The sequence below is a fragment of the Mesorhizobium sp. M9A.F.Ca.ET.002.03.1.2 genome, from assembly GCF_003952365.1.
Lineage (GTDB): Bacteria > Pseudomonadota > Alphaproteobacteria > Rhizobiales > Rhizobiaceae > Mesorhizobium.
The window spans coordinates 6,061,145-6,085,720 of the sequence record NZ_CP034443.1; the positions used below are offsets into that span (position 1 = coordinate 6,061,145).

General features: G+C 61.4%; 20 protein-coding genes. 14 read left to right on the forward strand and 6 right to left on the reverse strand.

The genetic code is table 11. From position 1 onward, the window contains the following. Positions 1–202: 202 nt before the first annotated feature. Positions 203–2,092 (forward strand): asparagine synthase (glutamine-hydrolyzing), encoded by a 1,890-nt coding sequence (asnB, locus tag EJ066_RS29465; protein ID WP_126043398.1) that lies wholly within the window; start codon positions 203–205, stop codon positions 2,090–2,092. A 111-nt stretch (positions 2,093–2,203) separates the two neighbouring features. Here the strand turns inward: asnB and EJ066_RS29470 are convergent, their stop codons facing one another. Beyond that, positions 2,204–3,322, reverse strand: a complete 1,119-nt coding sequence (locus tag EJ066_RS29470) for a glycosyltransferase family 4 protein (RefSeq protein WP_126043399.1) — start codon at positions 3,320–3,322, stop codon at positions 2,204–2,206. A gap of 153 nt (positions 3,323–3,475) precedes the next feature. Between EJ066_RS29470 and EJ066_RS29475 the strand changes: the two genes are divergently transcribed. Further along, positions 3,476–4,915 (forward strand): polysaccharide biosynthesis C-terminal domain-containing protein, encoded by a 1,440-nt coding sequence (locus EJ066_RS29475; RefSeq protein WP_126043400.1) that lies wholly within the window; start codon positions 3,476–3,478, stop codon positions 4,913–4,915. Positions 4,916–5,026: 111 nt separating this feature from the next. Here the strand turns inward: EJ066_RS29475 and EJ066_RS29480 are convergent, their stop codons facing one another. From EJ066_RS29480 to EJ066_RS32490, 4 genes are all read right to left on the reverse strand, one after another. Further along, complete coding sequence (locus EJ066_RS29480; protein ID WP_245455024.1) at positions 5,027–5,740, reverse strand: WecB/TagA/CpsF family glycosyltransferase; 714 nt, start codon at positions 5,738–5,740, stop codon at positions 5,027–5,029. Between the two features lie 86 nt (positions 5,741–5,826). Then, positions 5,827–7,167: a UDP-N-acetyl-D-mannosamine dehydrogenase gene (gene wecC / locus EJ066_RS29485; RefSeq protein ID WP_126043402.1), complete on the reverse strand. Its 1,341-nt coding sequence runs from the start codon at positions 7,165–7,167 to the stop codon at positions 5,827–5,829. Next, positions 7,160–8,314 carry a UDP-N-acetylglucosamine 2-epimerase (non-hydrolyzing) gene (wecB, locus tag EJ066_RS29490; protein WP_126043403.1) on the reverse strand — a complete coding sequence of 385 codons (1,155 nt, stop codon included), beginning with the start codon at positions 8,312–8,314 and terminating at the stop codon, positions 7,160–7,162. The genes wecC and wecB overlap by 8 nt, the downstream gene beginning before the upstream one ends. Before the next feature lie 378 nt (positions 8,315–8,692). Beyond that, on the reverse strand, positions 8,693–8,818 hold the full coding sequence (locus EJ066_RS32490; RefSeq protein WP_281035444.1) for a hypothetical protein: 126 nt from the start codon (positions 8,816–8,818) through the stop codon (positions 8,693–8,695). A gap of 99 nt (positions 8,819–8,917) precedes the next feature. Between EJ066_RS32490 and EJ066_RS29495 the strand changes: the two genes are divergently transcribed. After that, positions 8,918–9,958, forward strand: coding sequence for a hypothetical protein (locus tag EJ066_RS29495; protein WP_245455025.1), 1,041 nt, complete (start codon positions 8,918–8,920; stop codon positions 9,956–9,958). Between the two features lie 18 nt (positions 9,959–9,976). Here EJ066_RS29495 and EJ066_RS29500 read toward each other — a convergent pair whose 3' ends face one another. After that, the gene (locus EJ066_RS29500; protein ID WP_245455026.1) at positions 9,977–11,257 is read right to left on the reverse strand and encodes a VpsF family polysaccharide biosynthesis protein; all 1,281 of its coding nucleotides are present in this window, start codon (positions 11,255–11,257) and stop codon (positions 9,977–9,979) included. A gap of 378 nt (positions 11,258–11,635) precedes the next feature. On the opposite strand from EJ066_RS29500, the gene EJ066_RS29505 reads away from it, so the two are divergent. From EJ066_RS29505 to EJ066_RS29555, 11 genes are all read left to right on the forward strand, one after another. After that, a complete protein-coding gene (locus EJ066_RS29505; protein ID WP_245455027.1) occupies positions 11,636–13,027 on the forward strand; it encodes a GumC family protein in 1,392 nt (463 codons plus the stop codon). An 8-nt stretch (positions 13,028–13,035) separates the two neighbouring features. Further along, positions 13,036–14,142, forward strand: a complete 1,107-nt coding sequence (locus tag EJ066_RS29510; RefSeq protein WP_126043405.1) for a glycosyltransferase — start codon at positions 13,036–13,038, stop codon at positions 14,140–14,142. Positions 14,143–14,225: 83 nt separating this feature from the next. Continuing rightward, entirely contained in the window at positions 14,226–15,428 is a 1,203-nt protein-coding gene (uxuA, locus tag EJ066_RS29515; protein ID WP_126043406.1) for a mannonate dehydratase, read from the forward strand. A 210-nt stretch (positions 15,429–15,638) separates the two neighbouring features. Continuing rightward, positions 15,639–16,112: a VOC family protein gene (locus EJ066_RS29520; RefSeq protein WP_126043407.1), complete on the forward strand. Its 474-nt coding sequence runs from the start codon at positions 15,639–15,641 to the stop codon at positions 16,110–16,112. Positions 16,113–16,390: 278 nt separating this feature from the next. After that, a complete protein-coding gene (locus EJ066_RS29525; protein WP_126043408.1) occupies positions 16,391–18,022 on the forward strand; it encodes an ABC transporter ATP-binding protein in 1,632 nt (543 codons plus the stop codon). Between the two features lie 314 nt (positions 18,023–18,336). Further along, complete coding sequence (locus EJ066_RS29530) at positions 18,337–18,825, forward strand: MarR family winged helix-turn-helix transcriptional regulator (protein WP_126043409.1); 489 nt, start codon at positions 18,337–18,339, stop codon at positions 18,823–18,825. After that, the gene (locus tag EJ066_RS29535; RefSeq protein WP_126043410.1) at positions 18,822–19,550 is read left to right on the forward strand and encodes an SDR family NAD(P)-dependent oxidoreductase; all 729 of its coding nucleotides are present in this window, start codon (positions 18,822–18,824) and stop codon (positions 19,548–19,550) included. The genes EJ066_RS29530 and EJ066_RS29535 overlap by 4 nt, the downstream gene beginning before the upstream one ends. A gap of 2 nt (positions 19,551–19,552) precedes the next feature. Then, complete coding sequence (locus EJ066_RS29540; protein WP_126043411.1) at positions 19,553–20,884, forward strand: FAD-binding oxidoreductase; 1,332 nt, start codon at positions 19,553–19,555, stop codon at positions 20,882–20,884. Positions 20,885–20,943: 59 nt separating this feature from the next. Beyond that, positions 20,944–22,614, forward strand: coding sequence for a peptide ABC transporter substrate-binding protein (locus tag EJ066_RS29545; protein WP_126043412.1), 1,671 nt, complete (start codon positions 20,944–20,946; stop codon positions 22,612–22,614). A gap of 105 nt (positions 22,615–22,719) precedes the next feature. Continuing rightward, positions 22,720–23,670, forward strand: coding sequence for an ABC transporter permease (locus EJ066_RS29550; protein WP_126043413.1), 951 nt, complete (start codon positions 22,720–22,722; stop codon positions 23,668–23,670). A 10-nt stretch (positions 23,671–23,680) separates the two neighbouring features. Beyond that, positions 23,681–24,568 carry an ABC transporter permease gene (locus tag EJ066_RS29555; RefSeq protein ID WP_126043414.1) on the forward strand — a complete coding sequence of 296 codons (888 nt, stop codon included), beginning with the start codon at positions 23,681–23,683 and terminating at the stop codon, positions 24,566–24,568. Positions 24,569–24,576 lie beyond the last annotated feature (8 nt).

A 24,576-nucleotide genomic window follows, 5' to 3' on the forward strand; every position in this document is an offset into this window, starting at 1 on the left:
GTCTGTCGGCATTCTTGCCGGCGATCAGTAGCGCACACGGAGATGAGATTTGCCGTCTCCAGTCGCAGCCACCGGTGGCACCTCATACAGCGCCGGCATGATCACTCTGGCGGCTCTTTTCTCGCGATGCGGTTTGTCAGCAACCAAGTATTTAATACATTCGTTATAAATAGCGTTGCGAATATGCGCGCAGGGGGAGAAAATGTGCGGAATTGCCGGCTGGATCGGGCCGAGGATCGGGAATCCGCAAGATCGGGCCGCCAGAATGTCTCGCGCATTGCGGCACCGTGGCCCCGATGCCGAAGGCACCGAGTTCCTGGACTTGAACACCGGCGAGAACCAATTGGCATTGGTGCATCGCCGCCTGGCGATTATTGACTTAAACGCCGATTCAAATCAGCCGATGCATATCGACAACGGCCGTCTCAGAATTGTTTTCAACGGCGAAATCTACAACTACATCGAGTTGCGCCAGGAACTGATCGGCCTTGGTCATCATTTTCGAACGCGCTCCGATACCGAGGTGCTGCTCAGAGCTTATGATCAGTGGCACCTATCCATGTTTGACCGATTGAGCGGCATGTTCGCTTTTGCGCTCTGGGATGCGCAGAAGCACGAATTGATCCTCGGCCGGGATCCTTTCGGCAAAAAGCCCCTTTACCTCATGCAAAGCGAAAAATTGCTGTCGTTTGCCTCGGAGATCAACGCGTTGTTGTCATCGCAGCCAAATGCGCCGCAGCTCGATTTGAACGCCGTGCACGAATATCTGCGCTGGCGTTACGTGCCCGGACCGCTCACGCTTTTCAAACAAATCCGCAAACTCAACCCCGGAAGCTATGCTGTTTGGTCGCAAGGGACAGTGACGGAAACGCGCTACTATACGCCCCCGGATCAAGCGGATCTGACCGAGGATATTAACGGGGAAACCGCCAGTCGACAATTTCTGCAACTGCTCGACCATTCCGTCGAGATCAGAATGCGCAGCGACGCACCCTTTGGCGCCTTTCTCTCGGGAGGGCTCGATTCGTCAGCAATCGTCGCGCTGATGACCAAGCACAGCGACAAGCCCATTCGTACATTTTCGGTCGGTTTCAGCGAATCGGCCTATAGTGAACTCCCATTCGCCCGACGCGTCGCCGATCATTTCAAGACCAATCATTGCGAGCTGGTCATCCAAGCAAACGACCTGATTGACCACCTGCCCAAGCTCATTCGCCATCTGGGGGCGCCTGTTTCACAAAGTTCGGACATTCCAATCTACCTGATGTCGGAGCGGGCCTCGCAGGACGTCAAAATGGTGCTCACAGGGGAAGGGGCGGACGAGATTCTCGGCGGGTATCCCAAACATCGCGCGGAGTCGTTGGCTGGAATCTACCGGTCGCTCGTTCCAGCCTTGCTCCATAACAACCTCCTTGCCCCTTTGATACGCGCCATGCCTGGCGCATCGGCCAAATTCGATACCTTTGCCCGAAGCGCGGGTGAACGGGATTTTGCCACCCGGATGATCTCCTGGTTTGGAGCCATTACAGCGCGCAAACATGGTCGCCTTATCGGTGCGCCGACCAAATGCCGCAATGAACGCAACAACTTCCCGTTCTCCTCAAGCGCGACGGCGTCCCATCTTCGGCGCGTGCTGTTTTTCGATCAGACATCGTGGTTGCCTGACAATCTCCTGGAACGAGGCGACCGGATGATGATGGCCGGTTCAATCGAAGGAAGAATGCCGTTCCTCGATCGCGATCTGGTTGCGTTCGTCAGCACATTGCCCGATCGCTACAAGGTGGGTTGGCGGAAGGGTAAGCTGATCTTGCGCAACAGTATGGCCAACATGCTTCCCGAAGAAATTCTCAACCGCCGCAAGATCGGGTTCAAGGTGCCCGTCGCCGAATGGTTTCGCGGGTCGATGAAGAACTATGTGCACGACCATCTTTGCTCGTCTCATTCCGTCATTCGCAGCTATCTGAGCGCGAAATACCTTGATCAAATTGTCTCGGAGCACACCAAAGGCGCCGCAGACCACGAAAAGCTGATATGGGCGCTGTTGAATTTGGAGATATTCCATCGCGAGTTCGAACTTGGAGCGCCGCAGTGACGCCAATGGGATCGATGCCGCGCTCCACCCGCGGTTGCTCGTCATAGGCTCGCCTGCGGCACTCAAGCGACGGCGCGCAAGCTCAGCATCCACGTTCTCACTGGGACAGCGTCAGCGCTTGACCGATTGAGCCCCCGACGCGACCGACCTCCAGACCTCGCAAATCGCGCCGACAAACGGTGCGAGCTCAAGCCGTTCCCGATGCACTGCCATCGCGGCAGCACCAAGCCTGGTCCTCAGTGTCGGATCTTCAACCACCCGTGTCAGCGCCTCGGTCAACGCCGCAACATCGCCGGGCGGTACCAGCAACCCTGATTGCTCGTTGATGATGATATCCTCCACGGCGCCGACAGGCGTCGTCACAACCGCGAGACCAGCGGCCATGCCTTCGATGACCGAGACGGGCAGGTTTTCCGCAAAGGAGGGCAGCACCAGAATGTCCGCCGAAGCGATCAGCGATGCGACCTCGTCCGGCCCGACCCAGCCGGGAAGGGTAACGCGCCCGGCGAGGCCCAGTTCGGCCGTTCTCATCCGTGCCGCCTCGACTTCGCCATCGCCGGCGATCGTGGCGCGCCAATTCTTGATCGGCTTCATGCGGTGCAGCGCATCCAGCAATTGCGGTACGCCCTTGCGGTCGCCTATGCGGCCAAGGAACAGGATATGCACATGGTCGCCGCCACCGACATGCGCCAGGGAGGGGACCGCCGTGGCGTTAGGAACGATGACAATATTGCCGGCTCCCCCCGGTGCCCTGCTGGCGACGAAGTCGCGCCAAAGCCCGCCCAAGACGATTACCCGATCGGCATGCTCGAACAGGGCTTTGATACGGCGGCTCATGAAACTACGATCGTCTTTCCAGAATGTCTGATACTGCGCCCCGTGCAAATGCAGGACATAGGGTATCGACAGCAGCCGGGCGCAGGCGGCGATCACCATCTTGCGATAGGTACTGCCGGAAACCGATATATTGATGTGAATGACATCAGCGCGTCTCGCCAAACGCGCCGCAAGCATCCGCAAGCAAAAGTCAAACATGTAGAACATCGAAAGCCCGACATGCCCTGGGCCGCGGCTGGCGAGGAAGCGTACATCGATGTCGGCGATCTCTTGCCGTTCGAACTCCTGCTTCAACGCCCCCATGATGCGGTCGATGCCTCCCTGCCCCGAAACACCCGAGGGCGTCGCGACAAGGACGTGCACTTTTCGATTGTGGGCCAGACGCTGCAACATGATTCCTTTTTCGGAACGACAAAGCAAAGGTTTCAAATAAGGTTTACGACGAATCCGTTAGTTCAAACTGAATCTGTTCACCCTTTGCCGTCATCGCGCTGGATTTTCCGCCGGTCGACGGTTAATCGAAGGTGAATTTTCCGGGGACTACCCTTGCTGCTCCGCTCCACGCTCATCTATGCCCCGGCGATCCTGCTGACGCGAATCTCCGCGCTGCTCCTGCTGGTGATCGTGACGCGGTTGATCGACCAGACCGAGTATGGCCTGCTGACCCTGGTGGTGACCGTCGGCGAAATGACCGACATTGCCGTCACCAACTGGCTGCGCATCGCCTTGCTCAGGCTTGGCGGCAAAGGCGATATCAGCCGCGGCAGCCTGATACTGGCCGGACAAGTGTTGCTTGCCAGCACGGCGCTGGCGCTGATTGTATCCGTGGTCGCCTCGGCAGTGATCGTGCCGGAGCGCTGGGGCGAGTTCGCGATCGCCGTCTGCGGCTACCTGATCGCCGGTTCCATCGGCCGCTTCGCGTTGACGGTGCTGCAGATGCAGCAGCGTCATTCGGTCTATTCGATGCTCGAGTTCCTGCGCGCCCTGCTGCAGCTCGCGCTGCCGATCGGCGCCATCGTCCTGTTCCAGGATTCCTTTCTGACGGTATCGCTCGGCTCGAGCCTCGGCGTGCTGATCGCAGGCGCCGTGGCGGGCGTCATGGCATCCCGGCGCGTCGTTGCCGGTCCGCCACGCTTCACCCAGAAGGAGTTCTTTGTCCTTGGCGTGCCCCTGGTCATCATGGCGCTGGTAGGCTTCGGCCTGCACAGCGCGGAGCGTGTGTTCCTTAAAATCTACTACGATGCCGGTGCCGTGGCGATCTTCGCCGCGGCCTATGCGCTGGCCCGCCAGCCGATCGATATGGTCGCCAATTCCATCAACATGGGCGCCTTTCCCGAAGTGGTCAGCCGGTTCGACGACGAGGGACCTGCGGCATCGGGCCGGTTGCTGTCGCAATTGATGGCCTTGATGATCCGCCTTTGCCTGCCGGTTGCGGCGATGCTGGTCGCACTCAGCAGCGATATCACTCAGTTCCTGCTGCCCTCGCAATATCACGGCCGCTTCGGCCTGCTCTTTCCGATCATCGCCTTCAGCGTGCTGTGTGCAAACCTCGCGAGCTTCGTCTATGGCACCGTGGTGCACGCGCACAAGCGGCCGTGGCTGCTGATCATCGCCAATTCCTTCGGCTCGGTGGCGACAATCGCATTGTCGGTGCTGTTGATCCCGCCGATGGCGGAGGTCGGCGCCGCTTTGGCGCTGGCGGGCGGATCGCTGGCGGGCCTGGTAGCCTGTGTCATCATCAGCGAGCGGCTCACACCTGTGCCGGTGCCATGGCGCGACATCGGCGTTTCGATCGTCATCTCGCTCGGCACGGGGCTGGCCGCCAGCCTTGCCAGCGCTACATTCGGCGATGTGCCGGCCATCTTCTCGCTCGTCGCGGGCGGCACCGCTGGCGCAGCGGTTTTCTTCGGACTGACCTGGCTGTTCTACCCTGCCGCCGCGATGCAATTCGTAGCCAAGCTGAGGGCGCGGCTACGGATCGCATAGACCCGCGATGGCATCTTGAGTTTGCCGTGTTGTAGTCCTGGAAAGCGGTTCCGACTTCAGCCTGATGCCGCAGCCCAGGGCCGGCGCCCTGTTTGTTGGGGTAGCCGCTGCTTATAGATCGACCTTTCGGCGCCCCCGACGGTCCCAGAACTCCCGGCACAGCAGCGCTGCATAAGCAGTGTTGGTATCATAGTAGCGGCGCCACAAGCGTCGCGGCTCCTGTGCCACGCGAAACAACCACTCCAGCCCGGCCGCCTGAACCAGTTTCGGCGCCCGCGCAACCTTGCCGCCATAGACATCGAAACTGCCGCCCACGCCCATGACGAAACTCGGAGCGAGATCGTTACGATAGCGCTTGAGAAAGCGCTCCTTGCGCGGCGTCGGCATCGCCACCAACAGGCAGTCGGCACCCGAGGCGTTGATCGCCTCGACTATACCGGCCTCGTCTTCCGGCTTGAAGTAGCCATTGCGCATGCCGGCGATCACCAGGCTTGGATGATCCTTGGCAAGTCGCCCTTTCACCGCATCGAGAACGTGCTGTTCGGCACCCAGGAGGAAGGGGCTGTAGCCGCGCGTTGCGCACAGGCTCAGCAGATTGATCATGATATCGACACCAGCCACCCGCTCCGGCAGCGCGACGCCGCAAAGACGCGCCCCCCAAAGCACACCTTTGCCGTCGACGTTGATCACATCCGCCGTCGCAACATCCTCGCGCAGCTCGGTATTGTTGCGCATGTTCACCAGCTTGGCGACATTCACGACCACATGATGCAGCGGCCGCCGCAGCGTCATCGCCTCATCGGCGATGGCCAGCGTCTCGGCCATGGTCAGCGCATGGATCGGCGCGCCAAGGAACTCCCGGCGGCGTGACGCCAACAGGCGATGCTGTGCCCATGCGGAGTCGTGCGCGTTCATGCAGCCTCCTCTCGGCTTGCAGGGAGTGCCAAGTGTTCGACCCCTGATTTCTTCTTCCCCTCGATGCGGGCGTCGGGCTTGCGTGCCTTGCGCCAGGTCCACAAGCCCCTGGTGTCGACGAGCTTTTTATCCTTGAGCGCCTCGGGGTCGACGAAATTGAACTGCCGATGATCGACCAGAAGAACGACGATGTCGCATTTGTCGATGGCGGAAAGTGCATCGGTGAAGACAATGCCCTTGCCCTCGAGCTCTTGCGGCAGTGCATGTGTGTTGGGTTCAGCCGCAATGATCTTCAGGTTGGGGATATCGGACAAGAGCTTCACCACCTCGACAGCCGGGCTCTCGCGCATATCGTCGATATTGGGTTTGAAGCTGAGGCCAAGACAGGCGATCGTCTGCTTGCGGGAAGGGTCGAGCAAGGCCTGGATGTCCCTGACCACCGACAGGGGACGCTCGGAATTGATCCGGCGTGCCGAAGCCATCAGCCGCGTGCTGTTAGGCGCGGCGTCGATGATAAAGTACGGATCGACCGCAATGCAGTGGCCGCCGACGCCCGGGCTCGGCTGGAGGATGTTCACGCGGGGATGCCGGTTGGCGAGATCGATCACCTCCCAGACGTTGAGCGACAGATCCTGGCACACTGCCGCAAGCTCGTTGGCGAAGGCGATATTGACGTCGCGAAACGCGTTCTCGGTCAGCTTCACCAGTTCAGCGCTTTCGGCCTGAGTCATGAACAGGTCGCCGGTAACGAAGGTTGAATAGAGTGCCGCGGTCCGTTCCGACGACTTGCGCGACAGTCCGCCGATCGAGCGGTCGTTGTTGATCAGCTCGGTCAGGACCTTTCCCGGCAACACGCGCTCGGGCGAATAGGCGACAAGCACGTCGGCCTCTTCGCCATGCGTGACGGGAAATTTGAGATCGGGCCGCAGCTTGGCAAGCAGTCCCGTCATGATGCGCGTCGTGCCGACTGGCGACGTCGATTCCAGCACCACAAGGTCTCCCTGCTTCAGCACGGAAGCGATGCTTCGTGCCGCCGCGAGCACGTAGCTCACATCCGGCTTGTGGTCCTCGGTCATCGGGGTCGGCACGGCGATGACATAGGCATCCGCCGGCTGCGGCGTGCTGAACGCCTTTAGCTTGCCGTTGGCTACAACCTTCTGGATCAAACCATCGAGGTCCGGCTCGACGATGTGGATCTCGCCGCGATTGACCTTCTCGACCACAGTAGCGTTGACGTCGACGCCGATGACGTCGAGCCCGCGGCTGGCGAAAATGGCACAGGTCGGCAGGCCGATATAGCCCATGCCGATAACGGAAACAGTCGTGATCTCAGCCATGATGCAGCAGTTCCTCAACGATCCGGTTACCGGCCCGGCCATCACCATATGGGTTGTGTCGTTCCGCCATGCCGCGATAGGCAGCCTGGTCATCGAGCAGGCTGTTGGCATTGGACAGGATTTTTTCGATGTCGGTGCCGACGAGACGGGCGGTACCCGCCGCGACCCCCTCGGGCCGCTCGGTATTCTCGCGCATCACCAGTACCGGCTTGCCGAGCGAAGGCGCTTCTTCCTGCACGCCGCCGCTGTCGGTCAGCACCAGATAGCTCTGCTTCTGCAGGAACAGGAAGGGCAGATAGTCCTGCGGGTCGACCAGATGGATGTTGGGCACGCCCCCTAGTTCTTCGTTGACCACCGAACGCACATTGGGGTTGGGATGGACGGGATAGACGATCTGCACGTCCCCGCGCGCCGCCAGTCTCTTCAGCGCCGCACAGATACGGTGGATGCCGCCGTCGAAGTTCTCACGGCGATGACCGGTGACGAGGATCATTTTCTTGACGGGGTCGAGAAAGGGGAAATGGGCCGCGAGCTTCGCGTTCATCAACTTGTCGGCGTCGATCGCGCCGGAAAAATGCAGCAGCGTGTCGATCACCGTATTGCCGGTCACGAAGATGGTGTTCGCGGCCTTTCCTTCGGCGATGAGATTGTCGCGCGCCTGGGTGGTCGGCGCGAAGTGCCAGGTAGCGATGTCGCCGGCAATCTTGCGGTTCAGCTCCTCTGGAAAGGGAGAGTTGATATCGTGGCTGCGCAATCCTGCCTCGATATGGGCGACAGGAATGCGCTTGTAGAAGGCAGCCAGAGCCGCGGTCATCGCCGTGGTCGTGTCGCCTTGCACGAGGACGATATCGGGCTTTGCCTTCTCCAGCACTTCGGCCATGCCCAGGAGCACGCGCGAGGTCACGTCGAACAACGTCTGGCCGGGCTGCATGACGTTGAGGTCATGATGCACCGGCAGGCCCGTCAGTTCGATAACCTGATCGACCATTTCGCGATGCTGGCCGGTAATGCATGTCTCGGTAACGAACCCCGGATGGGCAAGCGCGGCACGCACCACCGGAAAGCATTTGAGCGCCTCCGGCCTCGTACCGAACACGATCAGCAATTTCTGCCTGAACGGCAGTTTAGGACGTGAAAGGACGTTCATTGCTGATCCTGGTCGCCAGAAGGCGTCGCGACCTGCTGATTATTCGCCACAAGAGCTATAATAGCGGCAGAAGCCGCCTTCGAGACCTTAAATCTTAATATATGATTAACAGACAAGCCCGCGCTCTCCCCGGGTAACTCTTATGAAAGACTAAACCGATAGGTATCCTGGCAGAGTAGTCTTGAAAAAGAATATATTCGATTGACTAATATTTTAATCATCGGCCACGCCGACGGATCTCGGCGCTGGGAAATCGAGCTTCTGGTGCGGTTGAAAGCGGCTGGTCACGTGGTTTCGAGTTGCCACGCATCGGCGCCTGCGCCTGTCGCACGCGGGCTTGATAAAGTGCTGGCGATCGAGAGCCGGCGCTTCGGTCCCTCACTGGCGAGCCGCTCCAAGCCGTTGCCGCCAGGCGATTCCGGTCCCGCCGATTTTGTAGTCGATCTCACGGGCACGGCCGCTGGACAAGGCGCGCCCGTCCTGACGCTCGAATTTTGCGGCCACGGCACCTTTCCCGCCGGTGTGGCCGAGATGCTGGCAAGCGGGCGTTTGCCGGAACTTGCCGTTCGCCTCGATGGCGTTGCAGTCGCCCGGGGGCGACCAATGCTCGGCGACCGGCTCTGGCTGTCTCGCAGCTGCAACGACCTGCTCGCCGGGGCCATCTCGCTGGTTATGCAAAGCGTCACCCGTTATTCCGCGGGCGAACTTGTGCCAATTGCCGATAGCCCGGCGCCGCTCCTGAAGACCGGCGGTTTTGTCCGGCACTATCTGCCCTTTTTTTGCAGGGGGTTGGTCGATCGCGCCGCGCAAAAGATCAGGCTTGGACGACGCCCCTTCTATTGGCAGGTTGCGTATCGGCTGATCGACGGACCAGGTGTCGCCGAAACCGGGCAACTCGACGGTACGCCGTTCACCGTCCTCGCCGATGATGGCCAGCGATTCTACGCCGATCCCTTCGTCCTCGAGCGGGATGGCCGCCACTATCTGTTTGTCGAGGAATTTCCCTACGCTACGGGCCGCGGGGTGATTTCTGTCGCCGAACTGGGCGACGATGGCAGGTTCAGCGTACCGAGGGTGGTGCTGGAGGAACCGCATCACCTGTCGTATCCGCAGGTGTTCGCTCACGCCGGCGAGACTTTCATGATTCCTGAAAGTGGGGCAGCGCGCGAGCTTGTGCTCTATCGCGCGGCGCAGTTTCCAGATCGCTGGGTGCGCGACACCGTGCTGATGACGGACAAGGATTTCAATGACGCCACGCTGCTCGAATCCGATGGGCGTTTCTGGCTGTTGGGGACGGAGCGGTTCGGTTACGGCAGCGCGTCGGATACGATGACGGTCTATTCAGCACCCTCGCTGCGCGGGCCATGGGTTGCGCATGCGCTCAATCCCATCGCCGTCGATCACTCGGCCACTCGGCCCGGCGGCGCCTTTATCCGCCAGGGCGATGGCCTGGTGCTGCCGGTGCAAAATGGGTCGAGAGCCTATGGCGGCGGTCTGGGGTTGATGCGGCTTGATCGGCTTGACGATTTCGATGTCCGTTTTGCGCCGCCCCGCCCGATCGGCGCGGGGCCGGCATGGGCTCGCACGGGCATCCACACGCTTAATCGCGCAGGCCGTGTCGAGGTTGTGGACAGTGCCGGCTGACGCGTCTGGAGCCTGTGCTTATCCGAGCCGATCCAGTCTCGGCGCGGATGCGGCCCCGACCGAAGACGTACCCACGGCCTGGTTTCTATACGGCGCGTTTCTATAGGCAAGCAGCAGCACCACGATTATCGTGATCTCCGGCGATTTTGACGAGAGCGCGTTATTCGACAGCGCGGCAAGCAGGAACGTCATGGTGCCGACCCATGCAGGCAGCGGCGCCGCGCGCAGCAGCCGAAAAACGAACCAGAATATCAGCACGGTAAAGAGCACGGCTATGGGCAGGCCGAAGAGCATGATGATGACCACCGGCGCGCTCTCGATGTAGGGCAGATGCAGCTTCTCGTTGACGATCGCCAGAAGGTCGTCGACGTTCATGCCAAACAGGATGTCTTTCCAGCTGACAAGCCCGAACACCTGGTAGATCGTCACCCGCGCCATGAAATTTTCGTCAAAGATCGTGTTGCCGAATCGATTCAGCAGCCCGCCCGAAAACAGTATGGCCACCAGCGCCGCGCCGCCCGCCAGGGCGAACAGCAGCACGACGGCCTTGGCCTGCCGCTGGTGCCTGGGGGTCAGGCGCGGCCAAGGCACGAACATCAGCAGAATGAGGGTTTCTCCGGCAGCGAGCATCAGGGCGGCGCGAGCGCCTGACGCAGCACAACCGACGAGCAATACGAGGATCGATGCCACCCGCACCCAAATGCGCCAGTGCGTCAGCGGTACGAATCCAATGGCTGTGGCGCAGAGCGCACCCAATGCCAGCGGGTGCGCCGATAGGCCGATTGGCCTGAACTGCAGTTCCCTGAGACCGTAAGGCAGAAATCGATGTTGAGTCACCGCTTCGATCGTGCCGATCACAGCGCTGAGGATCACCATTCCAAGCACCACGTCACCCAACGCCCGCCGCACATCCGCGTTCAAGGCCAGCATCAACAGGCCCGCGGCGCCCGCCACCAGATAGGTATCGATGATGAACCCGGAGGAGCCCGCCCGGCCGGTGATGAACAGATAAGGCACCAGCGCGAACATCAGCGCGGAATAAAGCAGCAAAGCCTTGAATATTCCGATTTCGTCGCCCTGCAGCAGAAATGGCCGGCTGAAAAGAACGAGAGGAAGCAGCAGAAAGATAGCATAGGTGCCGAAATGCAGTTTCTCGTAGAACGAGCCTCCCTGGGCCGTATAGTCGACGACCATGTTCATCATCTGCGGTGACACGGTGAAGCGGAGCAGGAACGCAAAGGCTGCGGATAGGAAAAACAGAAGCGACAGCGCGTTCTGACGACGCGCCTGGCTGGACAACAATCGTTCCGATGCGGCAGCAGGATAGCTCATGGCCGATCCAGGTGAAGGTATTCAAACGGCATTCTGGCCAACGAGGTCCATTCACGGGTCCGCCGAACGGACGCGGCGCGTGAATCGGCAAAATATGCCAACTTGGAAAATGAGATGTTAACGATCTTTCTGTAGTGCTGGCCCGCGTAGCGAATAACAAGAGTTGGCATCATGTCCGCCGCTTCCGGCACTCCCCCTCCCTCTGCGGCGGATTCCGATATCAGCGCACTTGAGCGGATCGCCAATGCGCGGCGCGCCAGCAGGGCAAGGCTGCATCAAAATGCCCCGGCCACGGCACGCATCTCCGCACCTGTCGTGGCGCACACACCCGATCCGGTCCCTACGGTGACGCTCGACAAGATCGGCGATTTCCTCGAGCTCGATTTTCGCCGCCTGTTTGTCTGGCTGCGTGCCGGCCTCGTCATGGCATGCATGCTGGCAGTGGCCGGCGGCGTCATCGGCGCCGCCTATGGGTTGCTGAGCAAACAGCGTTTTACCGTCGCGACGGAAATCCTTATCAATCCCGCCAATTTGCAGGTTGTGGAAAACGATCTCTACTCGCAGCCGGGCCAGATCGACGGCCAAATACTCAACGCGCGCAGCAAGCAGCGCATCTTGACCTCGGGCAACGTGCTTGCACGTGTCGTGGACGAACTCGGCCTGGCCAACGATCCGGAGTTTTACGACCCGGACCGGAGCGCCTCGGCGTCTGGCGCTGGGGTGAGTGGCACCAAGTCCGATCCGAAGCTTATCGCCCAGAAGAGCCTGGCGGAGCGGGTCGACGTCTCCGCGGATGAAACGTCGTTCGTCACAACCCTCTCGGTATCGGCGCAAACCACCGGCAAGGCGATCCTGATCTCGCAAGCCATGGTCAAGGCTTTTCAGGAGGAACTGGCCAAGGCCGAGGCTGCTGGCGCCAGCCGTGCCGCGGCTGCTCTTGATGGCCGGCTCGGCCAACTCAAGCGCGACGTGCAGGCGGCAGAAGAGAAGGTCGAGAGCTACAGGCGCAGCCACAATTTGTCCTCCAGCAATGGCCAGCTTGTCAGCTCGCAGACGATGACGCAGCTCAATAGCGAAATTGTAGAGGCGCAATCGCGCGCAATCGCCGCGCAGGCAAGTTACGACGCCTTGGTTGCCTCCGGCGTCAATGGGGCTAACCCTGACCCCACGGTTTCGGAAGCGCTCGCCGTGCTGCGCGACAAGGCAAACGGCCTGCGGCAGCAAATCGATTCACAGTCCATGACCTTTGGTCCGCGCCACCCGACGATCGTCAGGCTGAGGACAGAATTCGAAACCGTCAGTTCTCAACTCAGGGCCGAGTTCTCCCGCACGATCGGCACGGCAAAAGCCAGCCTTGATAGGGCCAAGGCTTCATTGGCTTCTCTCAACGCCAAGATGAACGATCTGAAGGGCAATGTTTTCACCGACAGCGAGTCCCAGGTCGCCCTGCGTGAGCTTGAACGCGACGCCGCCTCGAGAAGGGCGGTCTACGAAAGCTTCCTGTCACGCGCGCGCCAAATCACCGAGCGCGAGCAGATCGACACCACGAATGTGCAGGTGATTTCCACCGCGGTGCCGCCAAAGGGGCGCTCGTGGCCGCCACGCACCCCCCTGGTGGCCGGCATGGGAGCCTTCGCCGGCTTTGCTCTAGGCATGCTGCTCGCCATTGCCATGGGCATCGTGCGCGACATGCGCCAGCCGCCGAATCGATCAGGCATCGGCGTCGGCCGAGCCTGAATCCAGGCATGCCAAAGCGCATCGTCTTTCACATTGCCAGCCTCAGGGGCGGCGGCGCCGAGCGTGTCTTCGTCCTCATGGCAAATGAATTGGCGTCCCGTGGGCACGATGTCACGCTTTTTACCTGGAACGCGGAAGGACCTAACGCTGCGCTGCGCTCGCCTGCCGTGCATCTGGTCGATTTCGGCCTTCCCATCCGGGGCGAGGGTTATGGCAAATGGGCAACGCTGAAAGGCGTCGTGCGAAGCGCACGTCTGTTCAACCGCCTTGGTCCCCATGCGGTCTACAGCGCCCCGGAATTTGCCAATCTGGTCGTGGCGCTGGCGCTTCTGCTGGCACGCAGCCGAGCGAGGTTCTTTCCAAGTTTCCACGCAGCCGCCTCACTGCCTTCCAGCGGTCTCGGCGCAAGAATTGCGGTCTGGTTTTCCACGCTGGTTGCAGCGCGCGCAACCAAAGCCATCGCCGTCTCAGTGGGTGTCGGCCGCGATATCGTCGCCCGCGGCTTCCCCAGATCCAAGGTTGTCGTCATCAACAACCCGCTGCCGCCGGCCGTGGCGCTCCAGGGACATTCCCATGCCTGGCAGGCAAAGCTGGCGACGATGGGCGATGGGCCGGTCATCGCCACCGCCGGACGCCTGGTGCCGGTCAAGGATCATCGGACTTTGCTCCGGGCCTTCGCTATCCTGCGCGCCGGCCGCCGCGCTCGGCTTGTCATCTTCGGCGAAGGCCCGCTGGCTGCCGAGTTGCGCGCCTATGCCCAGGAATCCGGTATGGGCGCCGATGTGCTGCTTGCTGGCTACGTCAACGATCCCGCAGCCTGCTACGCTGCAGCCGACCTGTTCGTCCTTTCCTCCACGAGCGAGGGCTTTGGCAATGTGTTGGTCGAGGCGATGGCTGCTGGTGTGCCCGTGGTCTCCACGGATGCGCCGCATGGCCCGCGCGAAATTCTCGGTGACAGTCGTTTCGGCGCCTTGGTGCCGGTTGGCGACGCCGCGGCCCTGGCAAAGGCGATGGCTGAGATGCTGGACGACCCCACTTCGGACGCGATCCTGAAAAGCAGGGCTGCGGATTTCGAAGTTGAAAAGATCGGGGATCGATACGAAGCTTTGCTCTAGCCAGGGAACAAGCTCGTCTTTGAGCCTTGCTTTCGGATGAGAGGCAAAGCGGATATGGCGGTTCCTTCTGATGGAGTGGTCGAATGAGACATGTGTGGCGTTGGTTCGGCCCGGTCGACAAGGTGACGATCGCGGACGCGCGTCAAGCCGGTGCGCAAGGCATCGTCTCGGCCCTTCACCACGTTCCTTACGGCGCCGTCTGGCTGCCCGCCGAAATCGGAAGACGTCAGCGCGAAGTTGCATCTTTGCCGGATGGAAGCGCAAGCGATCTGAACTGGGAGGTCGTAGAGAGCCTGCCGGTTTCCGAAGCGATCAAGACGCAGGTCGGCGAATGGCGGAGCCATATAGCCAACTACAGGACATCACTGGAAAACCTGGCGCGGGCCGGCATTTCCGTCGTCTGCTACAATTTCATGCCTGTGCTCGATTGGACCCGCACCGATCTTACCTGGCGCCTGCCGCATGGCGGCACCACCATGCGCTTCGATCTGGTCGACTTCGCCGCATTCGACATCCATATCCTGAGACGCAAAGGGGCGCTCGGCGATTACACGCCGGAGCTCGTCTCCAAGGCGGAGCGACGACACGCGCAGATGGATGACGTTGAACGCAGGATTCTGGCAAGAAGCGTCAATTCCGGTCTGCCAGGATCGACCGAAGACACGTCTCTCGACGGTCTCGCGGCTCAACTGTCACGCTATGACCACATCGATGCAACAATCCTGCGCCGGCATTTCGTCGACTTCCTGGCGGAGGTCGTGCCTACGGCCGAACACCTCGGTCTGCGTCTCTGCTGCCACCCGGACGATCCGCCGTTTCCGCTGCTGGGCCTGCCGCGCGTCATGTCGACCGAGGCCGACTACAGGTACATCCTGGACGCAATCGACAGCCCGGCCAACGGGGCGACACTGTGCACGGGGTCGCTCGGCGCAAGACCGGATAATGATCTGCCGGGCATGATCGGGCGGCTGGGGCCAAGAATCCATTTCGCGCATCTGCGCAATGTGCGCAAGGAAGAGCCGGGCATCCCCTGCTCTTTCCATGAGGACGAGCATCTTGCCGGCGACACCGACATGGTGGCGGTGGTGGCGGCGCTGCTCCACGAGGAGGCGCGGCGCAGGAAGGAAGGACGCCCGGACGCCGTCATCCCGATGCGCCCCGATCATGGCCAGGACATCCTCGATGACCTGATGCGTGGCGCCCAGCCCGGCTATCCGGCCATCGGTCGGCTCAAGGGGCTGGCCGAGCTCCGCGGCGTCGAACATGCCATTCGCAAGGCGACATAAGCTTCATTCGCTGCGAACGATCTCGTGGCATGTCTGCATGGGAGATGGATGCTGCAGAAGCCGAGTGTCCTCCTCAAGCCGATGTTCCATATGGGCCGATGTTCCATGTGGAAACAAAAAGGCCGCGGTGCGTTAGCCGTGGGCTGCTTCGAAAGAGAGCGGGCGGGGAAACAAGGCCGGAATTCGGCTTCAAAAGCGAAAGGACACGCAATGGCAAAGAACACGATTTTCCTCTGGTACGACAAGGACGCCGAGGCTGCTGCCCGCTTCTACGCCGAGACCTTTCCCGACAGCGCGGTGGGTGCCATCACCCATGCTCCCAGTGACTACCCGTCCGGCAAGGAGGGCGACGTGTTGATGGTCGAATTCACCGTTGCCGGCGTCGCTTGTGTCGGCCTCAACGGCGGTCCCGCATTTAGACATAGCGAAGCCTTCTCGTTCCAGATCGCCACCGACGACCAGCACGAAACCGACCGCTACTGGAACGCGATCGTCGGCAATGGCGGCCAAGAGAGCGCCTGCGGCTGGTGCAAGGACAAGTGGGGCGTCTGCTGGCAAATCACGCCGCGCGTGCTGACCGAGGCGATGGCGGCCGGCGGCGAGGAAGCAAAGCGCGCGTTTGGTGCGATGATGACCATGAAGAAAATCGACGTCGCCGCGATCGAGGCGGCACGGCGCGGTTAATGGACTCACCAATCATCGCTGAACGCAGGTCTGCAGCGGTCTCTGCTTGCGCCCCCGTCCACCGCATGAGGTGGGCCGGCCTCGCCGCCGTGGGAGGAGTGCGCTTACCAAGAGAATCCCACCGGGACGGCTTCGCCCCGGGACAAAATCACGGAGTAATCCCAAGACATCGGCGCCTGTCTCAAAAAATACGGGCTTGCGCTGACGGTGGAACGTGCGGCTAGTATGCGTCGTCAGATCATTGGACTTCGAAAGGCCAAGCAATGCTGCCGAGCGAAATGACTACACGCGATCCGATCGAGGAAGCTGTCCTCTCCGTTCGAAATCTGACAATCCGACTGCCCAGGAACATGGAGCGTGAGAACGCAGTCGAGAACATTTCTTTCGACATGAAGCAGGGCGAGATGCTCTGCATCGTCGGCGAATCCGGCTCCGGCAAGTCCGTCACCGCAAATGCGATCATGGGTCTGCTGCCATCTTCGGTGCGGATCACGCAGGGAAGCATCCGGTTCAAGGGTCACGATCTGGCCAATGCACGGGAAGATGTTCTGCGCGGCCTCAGGGGCCGTTCGGTTTCCATCGTCTTCCAGGATCCGCTTTCGGCGCTCAATCCGCTGATGACCGTCGGCCAGCAGGTTGCGGAGGTTATGGAAGCGCACCACGCAGGCACTTCGGCGAGCCGCACGAAGGCGGTTGTCGATCTGCTCGGCGAAGTCGGCCTGCCGGAGCCGGAGGTTCTGCGTCACCAGTATCCGTTCCAACTGTCGGGTGGGCAACGCCAGCGCGTCATGATCGCCATGGCGCTCGCGCTCGGGCCCGACCTGCTGATCGCCGACGAGCCGACGACGGCTCTCGACGTCACCACCCAGGCGCAGATCCTGGCGTTGATCCGGCGGCTGCAGCGCGAAAAGAACATGAGCGTCATGTTCATCACGCACGATTTTGGCGTCGTCGCAGAAATCGCCGATCGCGTCATCGTCATGGAGAAAGGCGCGATGGTCGAACAAGGCGCCGCTTCCGACGTGCTCGGCAATCCAAGCCACCCCTACACCAGGCGGCTGATCGCTGCCGTTCCACATATGATCGAGAATGAGACGAAGTCGCGCGGCGATGCCCCGATTGTGCTGGAGGTGCGGAAGCTCGACAAGACCTACCGGCCAGGCATCGGCTTCTTCTCGCGGTCGCGCATCGTCCACGCCGTCAAGCAGGTCAGCTTCGAGGTCCGCCGGGGCCGGACGCTTGGGATCGTCGGCGAGTCCGGCTCGGGAAAATCGTCCCTCGGCCGCGTCCTCCTGAAGCTGCTGGACAGCGACGGCGGCAGCATTCTGTTCGACGGCAAGGATATCGCCGCACTTTCGGCTTCCGAGTTCCGGCCGATGCGGCCGCACATCCAGATGATTTTCCAGGATCCTTTCGCCTCGCTCAATCCGCGGCAGACGATCGCCAAGATCCTCACCGTCGGACCGATGGCGCATGGCCTGCCCGCTCGCGAAGCGCGCGCGAAGGCGTTGAAGCTGCTTCGGCTGGTCGGGCTCGACGAGGGTGCCTTCGACCGGTTTCCGCATGAATTCTCGGGCGGCCAGCGTCAGCGGATCGGCATCGCTCGGGCTTTGATGATGGACCCCGAGGTCCTTGTCGCCGACGAAGCGGTTTCCGCCCTCGACGTCTCGATCCAGGCGCAGATCCTCGACCTGCTGGCCGATATCCAGGAGGAAATGAAGATAGCCATGATCTTCATCACGCACGACCTGAGAGTGGCAAGCCGTATCTGCGACGAGATTCTGGTCATGAACCGCGGCGAAGTCGTGGAATCCGGCCCGCCCTGGCAGATATTCCGATCGCCGCGTCACGCCTATACACGGCAACTCATCTCGGCCATTCCCGGCAAGGAATGGGTCGCCGCCGCCTGATGCATGTCGCCCGGAAGCATGCCCTCACGCGTTAACCAGAGGCGACGCGCTTAGGTCGGCAATCGAGAACATTCCGCGACCCATCGACGACGGCGCCGATAGAGGACGCGGCCGCAAGGCCGTGTCTCGATCGAACTGCGCGCGCGCACCCTCGGACCTTCCCGCAGGGAAGATAGTTGCTTTTGTCCATCAAAAGTAGTTGCAATTGTCCACTATCCGCTCAACTATGCCTTTGAAGGCTCGCGGCAACCCCGATTTTCGAGGCTGCCGGTGATCTCGACGCAGGCTGCAGGAAAGCCCCAGGAGAGTGTCCATTGGCCAAGAAGAAGAAAGGCCCTCTTCATACCGTCGAGACGGTAGGGCTCGATGTCCTCGAAGACACGTTGAGCTTCTATATCCGAAGCATCAATATCGCCCTTTCTCGCGATCTCGATGACCGCCTGGAGGGTCTCGACGTCGCTCGGGGAACCGGCAAGATCACCACACTGCTTCTTGTCGACAGCCATCCGGGGATCCGGCCCTCGGTTATCGCGCAGCTCATTATGCGCGACCGTTCCGCCATGGGCAGGCTGGTCGACCAGATGATCGAGCACGACCTTCTGACGCGTGAAGCCGCGGCCGACGACGGACGCGCGCAGGAGCTTCACATCACAAAAAAGGGGGCGGACCTCGCCCGCAAGGTGCGCAAGATCGCCACCAAGCAATCCAGCGATTTCTTCGCCGGCGTGCCTGAGGAAGACCAGAAGCGTCTGCTCGACATTTTGCGGCGCGTCTATCGTCGCACTGTGGGTCTCGGCCAATGACGGAGCCGGCGGCAGCGGGCGCGGTGCTGGCGACCCAGCGGGTGGCGCTCCTGTCCGGCGCGAATCGCGGCATCGGCGCGGCTTGTGCCCGGCATTTGTATGAAACGGGCTGGTCCCTGTCGCTCGGCATGCGCAAACCGGTGCAGCCCGACTGGGCCGACGGCGAGCGCGTCCGCGTATTCCCTTACGAGGCTGCGGCTGCCGACGCCGAACGAGCGTGGGTCGACGGCACCATCGATCGCTTCGGCCGGATCGACGCAGTTATTGCCTCTGCCGGCATCATGATCCCGAAGTCGGTCATCGATGTCGACGACGCGGATCTCGATCTGATGTTGGAGATCAATGTGAAGGCTCCGCGCCGTTTGGTGCGCGCGTCATGGCGCGCGCTTGCGGCAAGTCGAGCAGGCCGTGTCATCATTCTCGCCTCGCTGTCGGGCAAGCGGGTCAAGTCCGCGACATCAGGCTCCTACGCGATCTCCAAGTTTGCTGCCGTCGCCCTTTCCCACGGTATCAGACAGGCGGGATGGGATCTTGGAATTCGAGCCACGGCCGTCTGTCCCGGTTTCGTCGCCACCGACATGGCGCGCAGCATCACCGATCGCGCCGATGCGCTGATGACCGATCCCGATGATCTCGCACGGACCATCGGGATGCTCCTCGATCTGCCCAATCATGCAAGCGTCGCGGAATTTTCCATCAATTGCCAACTCGAGGAGCTTTACTGAGCATGCCCGGACCGTTCGTCGTCCCTGTTCACGGAGACATTGAACTGCCAAAGGAGGTGGACTGCGTGGTCATCGGCGGCGGCATCGTCGGGACCTCGACCGCGCTGGAACTCGCCGAAAGCGGTTTGCGGGTGGCTTTGTGCGAAAAGGGCGGAATCGGACAGGAGCAGTCCAGCCGCAACTGGGGCTGGGTCCGCATCTCCCGCCGGGATCCGCGCGAGGTCCCGCTGATGGCGGAAGCACTGCGCATCTGGACGAGGCTCTCCGAACGGACGGGCCGAGATACCGGCTACGCCCGAGCCGGAATTGTGTTCACCTGCGCGAACGACAAGGAATACGAACAGCACGCGAACTGGGGACGTCATCTCGAAGGCTATCAGCTCGAGTCGCGAATGATTGGTGCGGGAGAATTGCGTGATCTCCTCCCCGGTTCCAATCTCGATGTCAAAGGAGCGCTGTATACGCCCGCCGACGGCCGCGCGGAACCGCAGAAGGCCGCGCCGGCGATTGCCGAAGCCGCACGCGAGCGCGGCGCCGCCATATTGACCGAATGCGCGGTGCGCGGCGTGGAGACAACCAACGGCGCCGTCTCGGGCGTCGTGACCGAACGCGGTTTCATCGCCTGCAAGGCGGTCGTCCTTGCCGGAGGCGCCTGGTCGAACCTGTTTTGCGGAGCGCTTGACCTCGACCTGCCGCAGTTGAAGGTCATGAACACGGTCCTTCGCACGACGCCGGTCGAGAACGGGCCGGAACAGGCCGTGTGGGCAAACAATTTCGCCATGCGCAAGCGCCAGGACGGTGGCTACACCATAGCCTCCAGCATGACCAACGTCGTCGATATCGTGCCGAACTCCTTTCGCTACGCGCGCGACTTTCTTCCGGCCTGGAAGATGGAATGGCGATCGCTGAACTTCCGGCTGGGCGGCCGTTTCCTCGAAGAGGCAAGAGTGCCAACTCGTTGGGCAATGGATGAGGCCAGCCCCTTCGAATATTGCCGCGTGCTCGATGCCAAGCCGTCGAAGAAAAGCTCCGAGCGTGTCCTTTCGAACGCCCGCAAGGCATTTCCGGCTCTGGACAAGGCGGAGATCGCGCAGCGCTGGGCCGGCTATATCGACGTCACGCCCGACGCCGTCCCCGTCATTTCCGCGGTCGATGCCGTCCCCGGCTTTCATGTCGCCACCGGATTCTCGGGCCATGGCTTCGGCATCGGCCCGGCGGCAGGCAGGCTGATGGCGGACATCGTCACCGGGCGGCCGCCGATCGTCGATCCGACGGACTTCAGATGGTCGCGATTTTCGGACGGATCGAAGGTCGCGCCGATCAGTGGATTCTAACCGTTCCGACAAGAGGGCGGGTTGCAGCAAAAGTGGAACACTTCAACAGGAGACTCCAAATGTCGAACCAGAGCAGCAGCACAATCTTTCGGCCGACGCGTCGCCAGACGCTTGGGATGGCGATCGCCGGCGCCGCCGGCCTCGCCATGCCCAACCTGACAGGTACCGGCAAAGCCCTTGCCGCAACCCCGCCGAGCGCGCCCAAGGGGCAGGTGATCGTCGGCTTTTCTCAGGAACCCACCGTCTTCAATCCACATCTGGTGCATATCGAAGTCGACGAGGGCATCCACTTCAGCGTTTTCGATCCGCTGTTTGGCGTCGACCCGAAAGGTAATTTCTTCCCCGCACTCGCCAAGGAGGTGCCGACCGTCGAAAACGGCGGCATCTCGGCCGACGGGCTCGAGTGGCACATAAAGCTGCGCGATGACGTCAAGTGGCATGACGGAAAACCGTTCACGGCCGAGGACGTCAAGTTCACGCTCGAACTCCTGGTCGACCCGAAATTTCTGAGCTGGCGGCGCGCCGGCCATGAACTTGTCCAGGATCTGACCGTCGTCTCGCCAACCGAGATCAGCTGGAAGATGAAGGAGCCCTACGCACCCTACCCGTCGATCCTGGCGGCGACCTTCATCGTCCCGAAACATGTGCTCGGTGCGGCGGAGGACAAGAATACCGCGCCGTTCAACAATGCTCCCATTGGAACCGGGCCATTCAAATGGGTGGAACGCACGGCCGGGGACCATATCGAGTTGGCCGCCAACACCGACTACTTTGGCGACGGCCCTTATCTTGAGCGGCTGATCTACAAGTATATTCCGGACCTGACGGTTCTCTACACCCAGTTCAAGACCGGCGACATCGACGTCATCGGACTGCAGTGGATCACGGCCGACCACTATGAGGAAGCCAAGGCATTGAACGGGACGTCCGTTGCCGTCATTCCCGCCGCCACGGTCGAATCGCTCAGCTTCAACATGGAGCGCCCGCAGTTCAAGGAACTCGCCGTTCGCCAGGCGCTGTATTATGCGCTGGACAAACAGACGATCATCGACGCCCTCTATTACGGACTGCCGACCCCAACCGAAACCTACATGCCGCAGCAATCCTTCTACTACAATCCGGATCTGCCAAAGCAGGAATACGATCTGGACAAGGCAAAGAAATTGCTCGACGATGCCGGCTGGGTCCCTGGCAGCGACGGTATTCGCGTCAAGGATGGCGTCCGCCTCTCGTTCAAGAACTCGACCACGGCGGGCAACCATATCCGCGAACAGGCGCAGCAGTTCATTCAGCAATCGTATCGCGACGTCGGTGTCGAAGTGGAGATCTCCAACCTGCCGCCTGCGGTCATGTGGGGAGACTACTGGGTGAAGTCGGAGTTCGATTCCGTTGTCGTCGGCATCAACTTCCTGACAGGGTCCGATCCCGATACTTCGGATTACCTCAGTTCGAAATCAAGTCCGGCCAAGGGTGGCGCCGGCCAGAATACCTGGCAGTATGCCAGCCCTGAGGTGGACAAGCTGCTCGAATCCGGCGGTGTCGAATTCGAGCCGGAAAAGCGCAAGCAAGCCTACCTGAAAATCCAGGAGACCGTGCGCAACGACCTGCCATTCCTGCCGATGTTCCAATATGCGACGGTCCGCGGACACAAGTCCGGTGTCGAAGGCGTCATCCCGAACATCAATGTGCGCATCGATTCCTGGGATGTGGCCACCTGGTACTGGTCATAGCTCCGGAAACAGGCCGGGCCGGAAATCACCGGCTCGGCCTCAATCGTCGATAAAGCGCCTCTTGCGCGACCGTATCCGACGCACAGCAAAACGGAGACAGCCGGCATGTTTCGCTATCTGCTGGGCCGCTTTTGGCAAAGTCTTGTCCTGCTCCTGCTGGTTTCGGTGATTGGCTTTGCCGTCCTGAACCTCGCTCCAGGTGGGCCGCTCTCGCAGTTCACCCTCACGCCAGGAATGACGCAGGCCGATCTCGAGCGGATCGCCACGCAAATGGGTCTTAATCGACCTCTTCCCGTCCAGTACCTCGACTGGCTGGGGCACCTGCTTCGCGGTGACTGGGGACGCTCCTTCCGGGACGGCAGGCCCGTGCTCGACATCATCTGGGAGCACCTTCTCGCGACACTGCTGCTGATGGGCGTGTCGACTGCGATCGCCATCTTCGTCGGCACCTGCATAGGTGTCCTGGGCGCGCTCAAACGATACTCGATCTTCGACTACGCGGCGACGGTCGGCGCGATGGTGGCGTTGTCGATCCCGACTTTCTGGTTCGGGTTGATCGCGATCTACATCTTTTCGCTGCGGCTCAGGTGGCTGCCGGCCGGCAACATGTACACGATCGGCGACGGCTCGCTCGGTGACTATGCGATCCATCTCATCATGCCGAGCATCGTTCTCGCGCTGGTCAATATCGCCGTGTGGAGCCGCTACATGCGGACCGCGACGCTCGACGTCATCAATCAGGATTTCGTCCGCACTGCCCGGGCCAAGGGACTGAGGCCCCGACGTGTGCTGATCCGCCACATCCTTGGCAACGCCCTGCTCCCGATGATCACGCTGCTGGGGCTGCAACTGCCGACAATTTTGGGTGGCGCCCTGGTGACGGAAACCGTCTTCACCTGGCCCGGCATGGGACGGCTGTTCCTCGATAGTCTCGGTTACAGCGACTACCCCGTGGTGATGGGCCTGCTGATGATGTCCGCGGTTCTCGTCCTGGTCGGCAATCTGGCCGCCGACCTCACCGTTGCATTCGTCGATCCGCGCATTCGATTGAGCTGAGGAACGAAAAATGAGCCAGTCGGAATTACTCGTCTCCGCCCGCTCCACGCAACCCTGGTGGCGCAGCCGCACCGTGCGCCGATTTGCCCGTCATCGGCTGGCGATGTTCGGCTTGGCCACGATCATTATACTGGTCCTCGCCTGCGTCATCGGACCCTTTCTCCTGCCCTTCGACGATCTTTACATCGACCTGCGTGGCCGGTTCTCCCCGCCGTTCACCGGCTACCATTTCTTCGGCACCGATCCGCTCGGACGCGACATCGCGGCGCGCCTGCTCATGGCTGGCCGCGTTTCGCTGCTGGTCGGTTTCGCCGCCATGCTCCTCAGCACCGTCTTCGGAACGGTGCTCGGGATTGTGGCCGGCTTCTTCGGCGGCCGCATCGGCGCCGTGCTGATGCGTTTCGTCGACGCGATGCTGTCCTTTCCCAACATCTTCCTGCTGCTGGCGATGGCTGCCTTCATCAAACCGAGCCCGATCATGATCACCCTGATCATAGCGGCGACGAGCTGGATGGAAATCGCACGCATCGTCGAGGCGGAAGTGCGCTCCCTGCGCGAACGCGACTTCGTGGTCGCCGCCCGCATGCTGGGCTTGAGCAACAGCCACATCATGTTCCGCGAGCTTCTGCCCAATGCGATCGGCCCGATCATCGTCGCGGCCACGCTGACCGTCGCCCGCGCCATCCTCCTCGAAGCCTATGTGAGCTTCCTTGGCTACGGCATCCAGCCGCCGCTGCCGAGTTGGGGAAACATGCTCAACGGCGCCCAGCAGTATCTCGACAGCGCGCCGTGGCTGGCGATCGTTCCTGGCGCCGCCATCACGCTGGCGGTCACCAGTTTCAATTTTATCGGCGACGGGCTGCGCGATGCGCTCGACGCGCGAAGCGACATGCTGTGAGACCGGTC

What these genes read in the sequence shown, in the direction of transcription:
- uxuA (WP_126043406.1), top strand. Translation starts at nt 14,226, where the DNA reads ATGAGACATGTGTGGCGTTGGTTCGGCCCGGTCGACAAGGTGACGATC.
- EJ066_RS29540 (WP_126043411.1), top strand. Translation starts at nt 19,553, where the DNA reads ATGCCCGGACCGTTCGTCGTCCCTGTTCACGGAGACATTGAACTGCCA.
- EJ066_RS29470 (WP_126043399.1), bottom strand. Translation starts at nt 3,322, where the DNA reads ATGTTGCAGCGTCTGGCCCACAATCGAAAAGTGCACGTCCTTGTCGCG.
- EJ066_RS29495 (WP_245455025.1), top strand. Translation starts at nt 8,918, where the DNA reads ATGCTCGGCGACCGGCTCTGGCTGTCTCGCAGCTGCAACGACCTGCTC.
- EJ066_RS29510 (WP_126043405.1), top strand. Translation starts at nt 13,036, where the DNA reads ATGCCAAAGCGCATCGTCTTTCACATTGCCAGCCTCAGGGGCGGCGGC.
- EJ066_RS29550 (WP_126043413.1), top strand. Translation starts at nt 22,720, where the DNA reads ATGTTTCGCTATCTGCTGGGCCGCTTTTGGCAAAGTCTTGTCCTGCTC.
- asnB (WP_126043398.1), top strand. Translation starts at nt 203, where the DNA reads ATGTGCGGAATTGCCGGCTGGATCGGGCCGAGGATCGGGAATCCGCAA.
- wecC (WP_126043402.1), bottom strand. Translation starts at nt 7,167, where the DNA reads ATGGCTGAGATCACGACTGTTTCCGTTATCGGCATGGGCTATATCGGC.
- EJ066_RS29520 (WP_126043407.1), top strand. Translation starts at nt 15,639, where the DNA reads ATGGCAAAGAACACGATTTTCCTCTGGTACGACAAGGACGCCGAGGCT.
- EJ066_RS29535 (WP_126043410.1), top strand. Translation starts at nt 18,822, where the DNA reads ATGACGGAGCCGGCGGCAGCGGGCGCGGTGCTGGCGACCCAGCGGGTG.
- EJ066_RS29525 (WP_126043408.1), top strand. Translation starts at nt 16,391, where the DNA reads ATGACTACACGCGATCCGATCGAGGAAGCTGTCCTCTCCGTTCGAAAT.
- EJ066_RS29555 (WP_126043414.1), top strand. Translation starts at nt 23,681, where the DNA reads ATGAGCCAGTCGGAATTACTCGTCTCCGCCCGCTCCACGCAACCCTGG.
- wecB (WP_126043403.1), bottom strand. Translation starts at nt 8,314, where the DNA reads ATGAACGTCCTTTCACGTCCTAAACTGCCGTTCAGGCAGAAATTGCTG.
- EJ066_RS29480 (WP_245455024.1), bottom strand. Translation starts at nt 5,740, where the DNA reads ATGGCCGAGACGCTGGCCATCGCCGATGAGGCGATGACGCTGCGGCGG.
- EJ066_RS29545 (WP_126043412.1), top strand. Translation starts at nt 20,944, where the DNA reads ATGTCGAACCAGAGCAGCAGCACAATCTTTCGGCCGACGCGTCGCCAG.